The 9,269-nt window shown below is 72.2% G+C and carries 7 protein-coding genes and 1 pseudogene; 7 read left to right on the top strand and 1 reads right to left on the bottom strand.

Annotated elements, in window-relative coordinates:
* Together NBZ83_RS26120 and NBZ83_RS26115 are read left to right on the top strand one after the other, a co-directional pair.
* A pseudogene (locus NBZ83_RS26120) lies at nt 1-636 on the top strand (serine/threonine-protein kinase); the annotation flags it as partial.
* Between the two features lie 193 nt (nt 637-829).
* Nucleotides 830-2,860: a serine/threonine protein kinase gene (locus NBZ83_RS26115; protein ID WP_261568270.1), complete on the top strand. Its 2,031-nt coding sequence runs from the start codon at nt 830-832 to the stop codon at nt 2,858-2,860.
* Nucleotides 2,861-2,904: 44 nt separating this feature from the next.
* On the opposite strand, the gene NBZ83_RS26110 is transcribed toward NBZ83_RS26115, so the two are convergent.
* Nucleotides 2,905-3,840 (bottom strand): helix-turn-helix domain-containing protein, encoded by a 936-nt coding sequence (locus NBZ83_RS26110; protein WP_261575987.1) that lies wholly within the window; start codon nt 3,838-3,840, stop codon nt 2,905-2,907.
* Between the two features lie 289 nt (nt 3,841-4,129).
* Here NBZ83_RS26110 and NBZ83_RS26105 point away from each other — a divergent pair, with 289 nt between their 5' ends.
* From NBZ83_RS26105 to NBZ83_RS26085, 5 genes are all read left to right on the top strand, one after another.
* On the top strand, nt 4,130-4,984 hold the full coding sequence (locus NBZ83_RS26105) for a class I SAM-dependent methyltransferase (RefSeq protein ID WP_261568274.1): 855 nt from the start codon (nt 4,130-4,132) through the stop codon (nt 4,982-4,984).
* Between the two features lie 615 nt (nt 4,985-5,599).
* Nucleotides 5,600-6,085, top strand: coding sequence for an OmpA family protein (locus NBZ83_RS26100; protein WP_261568272.1), 486 nt, complete (start codon nt 5,600-5,602; stop codon nt 6,083-6,085).
* On the top strand, nt 6,082-6,954 hold the full coding sequence (locus NBZ83_RS26095) for a hypothetical protein (protein WP_261568273.1): 873 nt from the start codon (nt 6,082-6,084) through the stop codon (nt 6,952-6,954). Before NBZ83_RS26100 ends, NBZ83_RS26095 begins: the two co-directional genes overlap by 4 nt.
* A gap of 388 nt (nt 6,955-7,342) precedes the next feature.
* Nucleotides 7,343-7,828, top strand: a complete 486-nt coding sequence (locus NBZ83_RS26090; protein WP_261571018.1) for a hypothetical protein — start codon at nt 7,343-7,345, stop codon at nt 7,826-7,828.
* An 81-nt stretch (nt 7,829-7,909) separates the two neighbouring features.
* Complete coding sequence (locus tag NBZ83_RS26085) at nt 7,910-8,986, top strand: hypothetical protein (RefSeq protein WP_261571019.1); 1,077 nt, start codon at nt 7,910-7,912, stop codon at nt 8,984-8,986.
* The last annotated feature ends 283 nt before the right edge of the window (nt 8,987-9,269 follow it).

The following is a 9,269-nucleotide window of genomic DNA, read 5'->3' as shown; positions in this document are numbered from 1 at the left end:
GCCCCCTCACCGACGCCGAGCCCCTCGCCGCGGCCGGATCCAAGCACCGATTCGCAGCGCCTGCGTCTCCCGGCCACCGACCCGCCTTCGCCATCCGCCGGGAACGACCCCGCCGACGACGAACGTCTCGCCCCACCGGCCGCGCCCACGGCGGCCCGACCGGCGGCCGGGTCGACTGGGGTGCTGCTCGTGCTGCTCGCCGCCGGCGGGCTCCTCGGTGCGCTCGGGGTCTGGATGGCGGGAACCGCCCGGGCCGGCCACGCGGTCCTGGGCCCCGCGGCCGCCACGGTCACCGGCGCGATCTGCGCCCAGATGTTGTTCCTGAGCAATCGCGCGATCGGCGTCGTGGTCACCGTCCTGGCCGCCTTCGCCGGTTCCGGCGGCGGGGTGCTGCTAGCCCGGGCCCTCGACGTCGACGAACCCGGCCGGGTGTTGCTGTCCGTGGTGGTCGCCCTGATCGTCGCCGCGGCCTGCGCGTTCGTCATGCTGCCGCCCCTGCCGCCCCTGCCGCCCACCGCCGACCCGCGCCCGGAGGTGCCATCGGACCCGCGGGCCGCGGGTTCGGTCGCCGGCCCGCGGGCGTCGGTTCAGGACGTCGACGATGCCGGACGGCCCCTGTTGCGCCCGGCGCCCTGACGCCGACGGGTGGCTGGGGGCGCGGTGCCGCCGGTGCCGGCATCGCGGGTGACCCACGCCATGACACCGCGACAAAGACGCAGATCAACGAGGGCGTTGCGGTCGGTGCTGGCCGGCGGCCCGGCGCCGGTCATGATATTTCGGTTCACCTGGAATGCTGGCCTGCGACAATGGACGAAGCCAAGGGGGTGTCGTGGCTGCCGTTCCGGAAGGCAACCGCGTGGTGGCGGGCCGATATCGACTCGTCGCGCGTCTGGGTGCGGGTGCGATGGGCACCGTCTGGCGCGCCTTCGATTCCGTCCTGGAAACCGAGGCCGCGCTCAAGGAGATCGAGTTCGCCGGTGGCGTCGCGGGCGCCGAGCGGGCGGACCGGGTAGAGCGCGCAATGCGCGAGGCGCGGCACGCCGCGAAACTACGCGGCCACCCACACGTCGTCACGATCCTCGACGTCGTCCTCGAGCACGACCTGCCCTGGATCGTGATGGAGCTCGTGCCATCCCGATCCCTGTTCGAGGTTGTGCGAGATGACGGCCCGCTGCCCGTCGCCGAGGTCGCCCGGATCGGGGTCGCGATGCTCGACGCGCTCGTCGCCGCTCGCGATCACGGCATCATCCACCGCGACGTGAAACCGTCCAACGTGCTGATCGGGACGGACGGCCGGGTCGTGCTCACCGACTTCGGCATCGCCACCGGCGACGGCGATCCGACCCTCACGGTCACCGGCGTACTGGGAACGCCCCTCTACATGGCTCCGGAACGGCTCGACAACCGACCGGCGACCTTCGAGGCGGACCTGTTCAGCCTGGGGGGCACGCTGTACTTCGCCGTCGAGGGTCACCCGCCGTTCGAGCGGGACAGTTTCGGCGCGATGCTGGCCGCCATCCTGCTGTACCCGCCCGCCCCGCCAGCACGGGCCGGCGCCCTTGCCCCGGTGCTCGACGGCCTGCTGGCCAAGGACCCCGCCCGGCGCCCGGTCCCGACTCGGGCCCGGGAGCTACTCGAGCAGGCCGCCCGCTCCCGGCCACAGCCCGGAATGGGCCGCGTGGACGCCCTGTCCTGGCACCTGCGGTACCCCGCGCCACCCGGCGACGACTGCGACGAGGCGACCCGGCTGGCCGGCCGAACCGGCCGCCAGCCGCCCCCGGATCGGCCACCGACACAGTTCCCCGAGACACCGGACGCGCTCGATGCCGCCGGCTCCCGAACGCCGCCCCTCGTCGCGCCGGACGCCAGCGATACGAAGGCGCGGGACGCCGACGATGCGGAGGCCCCGGCGCGGCCGGTCGAGCCGATGCCGGCAGATCGCCCGGCGGCGCCGGGGGATCGCCCGGCGGCGCCGGCGGAGCTCACCGCGGTGGAGCAGGACGGCGCGGTGCTGCTGCGTTGGGCGCCGTCGGTCACCCCGGGCGCGTCCTACCGGGTGTCGCGGGTGCTCGAGGATCCGTCCGCGCCGAACGGCCGCCGCGAACGCGGCCTGGGCATCACCACCGGCACCGAGCTGTTCGACGCCGGGGCACCCCGGGGCGTCCCACACTGGCACGAGGTGGTCGCGATGGTCACGGACCCCTCGGGCCGGCTGCGCTCGACGCCGGTCCGCACGCCGACCCGCACGCTGTTGCCACCGGTAACCGCGCTGCGGGCCGGCATGTCCGGCGACGCGGTCGCGCTGTCCTGGCGGCCCATGCCGGAGCGCGACGAGGTGATGATCGAGCGGACGTTCGCCGAAACCTCACCGCTGTCGGGGGCGAAGCGCCGGTTCCGCAGCGCCGGCGGCTACTTCCTCGACGAGGACACGGCACCGGGCGCGGTCTACCGCTACCGGGTGTGGGCGGCCGGATCGGACGGCTCGGACGCGCTGGCCCCCTCCGGAGCCGCGGAGGTGGTGGTCCGGGTCGTCGCCCGGCCGCGGCCGGTGCTGGACCTGGAGGCGCGCGCCACCCTCGGCGGGACCGTGCTGCGGTGGACGACCGTGCCCGGGGCCGTCGTCCGGATCTACGCGACGGAGGCCCCCGCGCAGGCCGGGCTGGTCGGCACCGGCCCGTTCGGACCGGCCGACCACGAGGTCGGCGCGGGCTCGCTGGAGGGCCGGGCCCGGCTGGTCGGGGAGAGCCGCCGGGGACGCCTCGTCGACCCGCAGCCGATCGGCACGGTCGTCTACACGCCGATCACGATCGCCGAGGACCGGGCCGTGATCGGCGCGGCGGTCAGCCACAGCGGAGACTGAACCGGTCGTTGCCACCGGCCGATTCAGTCCGGCCGGCGGCCGATTCAGTCCGGCCAGCGGCCGCCGGTCAGCGCGGTGAGCCGGGACGTCGCGATCAGCAGCCGGTCGACCATGGCCGCACGCCGGGCTGTGTCCAGCGTCTGCGCGGCGACCAGGCCGAGGGCCACGGCGACCTGACCGTCCCGGCCGAACACCGGCGCGCAGATCTCACCCACCGGCCACGACTTCGCCCCGTCCGGGTCGAGGATCTCGTAGTCGCCTTCGGCGAGGGTCCGCAGTAGCTCGTCACGCTCCCGGAGCAGGCCGGGATCGGTCGGCGCGTCGGCGACCTGGTCCAGCACGTCGCGCAGCCGCCACCGCAAAGCGCCCTCCACCGTCACCGAGTAGCCCCGTTCCCGCACGGCATCGACGGCCCGTAGATGTCGACGCGCCGGCTGCGTCCCAGCGGCGTCCCTCCCAGCGGCGTCCCTCCCGGCGGCGTCCCTCCCGGCGGCGGCTGCCGGGGCGAGCCAGGCGTCGACGGCGCCGGGGGGCGCCCAGGCCAGGTGCACGGCGCCGACGGGCGGGCGCAACGGCAGCGTCTGGCCCACCCTCATGCACAGACCGAACAGGGCGGAGCGGGGGACGCGGGCCAGGACGAGCAGGCTGTCGGCGAAGGTCATGGTCGCGAACGTCTCGATGTCCAGATCCGCGGTCAGCGACTCCAGCTCGGCGCGGGCCAGCCGGGCCAGCCGCGCCCGGTCTCCGTCGGCGGCGGCGACCGCCAGCGCCGCGGGACCCAGCGCGTACGTGCGGCGCCCGTCGTCGCGATGGACAAACCCCGACTCGACGAGGGCGCGCAGCATCGCCTGGCAGGTGGTCTTGTCCATGCCGACGGCCCGGGCCAGCTCCGAGAGCGAGTAGCCGAACTCGCCGTGGCCGCCGAGGAAAGTCAGCAGCCGCCCGACTCTGGCGGCCGACCCGGACGGCTTCACCGCCACCGTGACGACCTCACCGCCGTGACGCCTACCTCCGCCGCCACCTGACCGACCTCCCCAGCCACCGGCAGACCTCCCCACCATCAGTGCTGTTGCGGGACGACGGGATCATCCCCCGACCGTGCCGGTCGGGCCAGCCGCCCGCGGGCATCCGGGGCCAGCACACAGGGGCGACACGCGGCGAGTGGCCACGCCCCGCCGGGCGCCACCGTGCGCGCGGATGCCAGCATGAACGACCGTGGGTAGTCCAGATGACGCCGCCACGATCGGCGGCGCGATCGACAGCGCAGACATGATCAACAGTGTGGACACGGTCGACGGCATCGCCGACGATCAGCAGCCACCCGCCTATGGATACCTCGATATAGACCCCGACACCGCGCGGCGGGCCAGCCGCACCTACTGGGACGACGCGGCCGCGGACTACCAGGCCGAACACGGCGCCTTCCTCGGTGACAGCGACTTCTGCTGGAGCCCCGAGGGGCTGCGCGAGTCCGAGCTCCGCCTGCTCGGGGACGTTGCCGGCCGCACAGTCCTGGAGGTCGGCTGCGGCGGTGCCCAGTGCGCACGGTGGCTGCGACGCCACGGCGCCCGGGTGGTCGGCTTCGACCTGTCCGGCGGCCAGCTCGCCCAGGCCCGCGCCTACGCGGCCCGCACCGGCATCGAGGTGGCGTTGGTCCAGGCCGACGCGGTCGCGCTCCCGTTCGCGAACGAGAGCGTCGACGTGGCCTGTTCCGCGTTCGGCGCGGTCCCGTTCGTGGCCGACAGCGGGGCGGTGATGCGGGAGATCGCCCGGGTGCTGCGCCCCGGCGGGCGCTGGGTGTTCTCAACGACCCATCCGTTCGTGTGGTGCCTGCCGGACGATCCGGACGAGAACGGGCTGCGGGTGTTCCACAGCTATTTCGACCGACGCGCCTACACCGAGCACGACGACTCCGGACAGGCGATCTACACGGAGACGCATCGCACGATCGGCGACCGGGTCCGCGAAATCGTCGCGGCCGGGTTGATCCTGCACGACATCATCGAGCCGGAATGGCCGGCGGGCGAGGAGCGGACCTGGGGTCAGTGGGGGCCGGTACGCGGCAGGTACGTGCCCTCCACCTCCATCTTCGTCACGAGCCGGCCGACGGCCCGCCAGCTTTAGTCACCTGGCAGGTGTTAAGGCACCGAGGCCGGGCAAACCCTGATCAGGCGTCACCGGACAAGCCGGAAATGACACGAACATCAGACCGGAGACCGACGAAGGGGAGGCAACATCATGAAGATTCTGCGTCGAATGCGGAACGAAGTTCGGCACGACGTCAACCAGGCGGACCGTTCTGGCGCGCGCGGGCTGCGACGCCTGCGCCGGCGGCGGAGCCGGAGCGCCTCCTCGACCACCACCGGTACTCGCTACTGATCTCGTAGCGACAGCACACCCGGGCGACCCCGGGGTTCTGAGCGGGCGCCCGCTCAGAACCCCGGGGTCTTCTGCTGTCTGAGACATCTGTCCGAGACATCTCCACCGGCAGACTCCCAGCGCTCCGAACACGAACGCCGACCGGCGTGCATGCGGCGCGTGAGGAACACTCCGCTCAACGCGACGCCAGGTTGTCCCACTGTGCACACAACGCCCGAGGGTGCGGGGAAGTACCCCGATCCCCCCCGTTATGGTGGGCCCCGCATTCGCCGTTGGGGGCAGACCGTGTATCACGCTCACTCCACACCCGGAGATGCCACGTTCAGGCGCGGCAATCCGGGGGTTCGCGCGTGCACGGGTGTGGCGCTCGCCGTGGCGCTGCTCGGCCTCGCGGCCGGGTGCTCCTCCAGCGGCGACACCGCCTCGTTCACCCCGGCTCCGCACGCAACACGGGTCGCACCCGCCGTCGAAGCGGATCCGCTACCGCCGCTGAGCAAGTTCATCACCCAGCCGGACGGTAGCCAGGTGACGACGGTCAGCGCCGACTATCTGTTCGACTCGAACAGCAGCGAGCTACGGGGGGAAGCGATGACCGCGTTGCAGCAGGTCCTGCCCGCGATCCGCGAACATCCCGGCCCCATCTCGGTGATCGGCTACAGCGACGGGCTGGGCCGGACCGAAGACAACCAGAAGCTGTCGCTGGCGCGGGCGAAGTCCGTCGAGGCGTGGCTGGCGACGCAGAACATCCCCAGCTCCGTGCTGGATGTCGAGGGCCGGGGCGAACAAGGCGCGCAGAACGACGTCGCCGACGCGAGCCGACGCCGAGTGGAGATCGTGCTTCGATGACGTGCGACGTTTCCGCCTGTCCACCGGCGACCCCGGGCTCGGCCGCGACGGGTGAACCCGTGTCCCGACGCCGGGGCCACCGCCTGCGCGGCCGGCTGGCCGGGCTGGTGGCCGCAGCTATGCTGGCGACGCCGATGCTCGCGGCCTGCAACGCCGGCGGCCTGGTCGGCGCGTCCGAGGCGGGCGGCCCGATCGACTGCTCCAAGTACCAGGACTCCACACCCAAGGCTGGCGCCCCACTGCTGCTGGTGCTGCTCGACGTGACCGACAACTCGGCCGCGACCGCGCAGCGCGTCGCGACCCGGGTGCAGCCCTACCTCGACACGGCGCTGAAGGACGGCTCCTACATTCGGCTGGTCGCCAGCGGCGGCGCGGCCATGACGTACTCGGACTGCTTCCACGGTGACCGAATGTTCCAGATCAAACGGAACAACAACCGCCGCGAGGAGAAGGACCGGGTCGCCGCTGCCAAGGCACTCGGCACGGAGATCGACCACGTCGTCCAGACCGAGCGGATCAGCGCGAAGGGCAGCGCCACGGGCCTGCTCGCCGGCATCAACGACGAGCTCAGCACCGTTCGCTCCACGCCCGACGTAAAGGTCACCGACGTGACCGTCCTCGTCTGGAGCGACCTGCTCGGCACCGGTCAGGACACCGACTGCCTCAACGTCGACGGCAAGAAGGCGTCCGCGTCCATCGCCGAGGCGCTGGTGAAACGGTGCTTCGAAACCCAGCAGATCACCACGGTCGGAGACGACAAGGTCCGGTTCCTCGGCGTCAACGAGGGCGCGACGGATCGGCCGCAGCAGGATCTCGCCCGTTACCTCAAGGGCGAACTGTGCCGACGGATCAGCAGTGACTGCAGCTAGCTCCGCCCCACGCCGCCCGCCTTCCCGCCCGTCGGCGCCCGTCGGCGGCCGCTATGGCCGGGCGAGCGTCCCGTCGGCCAGGCACGGATCACGGCGGGGCAGTTCCCGTACGGGTCTCGGGCACCGGCGTCCGCACCCGTCCCGGCCCGATCCATTCGAAGGCGACACGCTGACCACGCTGACCGATCCCGCAGTTCCCCCCGCGCCCACAGTTCCCGCCGCGCCCGTCGCGGCGGCCGTTCCCGCCGCACCGGCAGCGCCCGCCGCGGCAGCGCCCGAGCTCCCGGAGCCCCCCGTCCGCAACCGCCGCGGCACGCGTCACGCCGATCCATCCGAACCGCTGCTGGCCACGATGGCGCCGGTGGAACCCAAGCCGAGGAGACGACCGATGGGCGTTCTACACGAGCCCGAGGACCAGCACTTCAGCCCTGCCCTGATGCGCTCGACGGTTGTGATCACCGGCTGCCTGGTCATGCTCGCGGTGCTGGAGATCTGGGTCTGGTTGACCCTGTCGTCCTCGTTCGCCAAGGTCTCCGTCACCGGATCGATGATCGTGACGGCGCTCAGCTTCTTCATCACCGGTAACACCTTCCGGCTGCGCGACATCCGGCGCCGGGTGGGCAACCGGGCTCGAGCCGGCCGGATCGCCCCGATCGACGCGCTGTCGACCCTGCCGCCGCGGGAGACGATCGCCCGCCGCTTCATGCTCGGCACCGTCGGCGCCGTCGTCGGCGTCGGCACCCTCATACTGACCATGATCTTCTCCGGCGACGAACAGCAGGGTGCGCGTGAGGCCATGGTCGCCTCGGTGCTCGGCATCGTCTGCGCCATGCTCTGCTTCGTCGGCGGGACCTTCGCCCGCCCCATCGACTAGCCACCCATTCCCCGATTCGCTACCCCCCGATCCACTAACCGCCCATCGGGACCGACACCGGAAAAGTAGGAGCCTGAAACGGTGCTGCGCAGGGGAAACCAGCCAGGTCGTCTGGCCAAGCAGCTCATCCGCCGGGTGGGAGACGCCGACATCGCGCTGGCGGGCGCGGAGACTCGCCCCAAGGTCCTCAAGAGCCTGGAGGAGGCGGAGGTCCAGGAGGTCCGGGCCTCCGTGCGGGCCGACGGCCGGACCCTGGAGGAGCTGATCGCCGAGCTCCGGATGGAGATCGACTCTCGGGCCGAACGCCGCGAACGGCGGACCGAGTTGATCAAGAACAAGGTCGAGCAGGGCCGGTTGTGGCGCAGCGTCGGGGTGCAGGAACGTATCCCGCAGATGGCGTTGGCCGGCCCGGCCCGCACAGTCGTCCTGACGCTGCTCGCGGCGCTGGACTTCTACGTGTTCGCGCAGTCCTACGCGGTGCTCGCCGACGTCGGCGGTTACGGTCCGGAATGGTGGCTCGGCGGCCTGCTCGGCGTCGCCGTGTTCATCGCCGGGGTGGCGCTCGCACACGGGATCAAGGCATCCATCCTCGCCCGCGCCCAGAAGCAGATGCTCGCCGACGCCGACGCCGGCCGCTTCAAGATCGATCTTGACGTCCGCGAGCAGCTCGTCGAGTCGAAGTCGTCCCCGCTGGCGCTGAGCCTGACCACGGCGATCTTCCTGCTGCTGTCCATCGCCGGGGTGCTCGTGCGCACCCAGGGCACGGCCGGTGAGAGCACCGGCGGCGCGGTGATCCTGTTCCAGGCGCTGATCCCGCTGGTCGCCGTGGCGGTCGAGCTGTACCTGCACGACCCGACGGAGCGCGACGAGCCGATGCCGAACATCGTCGACCGCCGGCTGGAGCGACGCCTGGCCAAGGCCGAACGCCGGCTGCGCATCGTCGCCGCCCAGGTCGAGGCGAAGGTGTCGCAGATCGAGAAGCTCTACCGGGTAGAGGAGGCCATCCTCGACGTCGAGCAGAAGGACATGGGCCTGCGCCACACCACCGACCTGGTGCTCGGCGGCGGCCACATCCCGACCATGCCGACGAACGGCCGGGTCGCCGAGGTGGACCGCGACCAGTTGGAGAAGACCATCAAGATGGCCCGCCGCTCCTAGCCGGCCTTACCCCCAGATCACGGGACCGGGCGGCCTTCGGAACCCTCGTCCGACCGCGTGGGTCCACGGCTGCCGCCCGCGGCCGGAAGGCAAGTAATCGGAAGGACGGCCGGCACCTGGTGGTCTGCCGGTCGGCACGGTTCGCGGCGCTGCCGGCCAGCCAGCGCCTTTTCCTCATGACCTGTGGTGGGAAGCGGCAGGCGGTCAGGTGGGGGCCAAACCGGCCGACTGTCACCGGCCGACTGTCAGCAGATGCTGGCCAGGAGGTCGGGTGGGTGTTGGG

The organism is Frankia gtarii (assembly GCF_025403375.1).
Lineage (GTDB): Bacteria > Actinomycetota > Actinomycetes > Frankiales > Frankiaceae > Frankia > Frankia gtarii.
The sequence above is the reverse complement of the archived record's forward strand: the minus strand, read 5'-3'. Positions and strand labels throughout refer to the sequence as shown.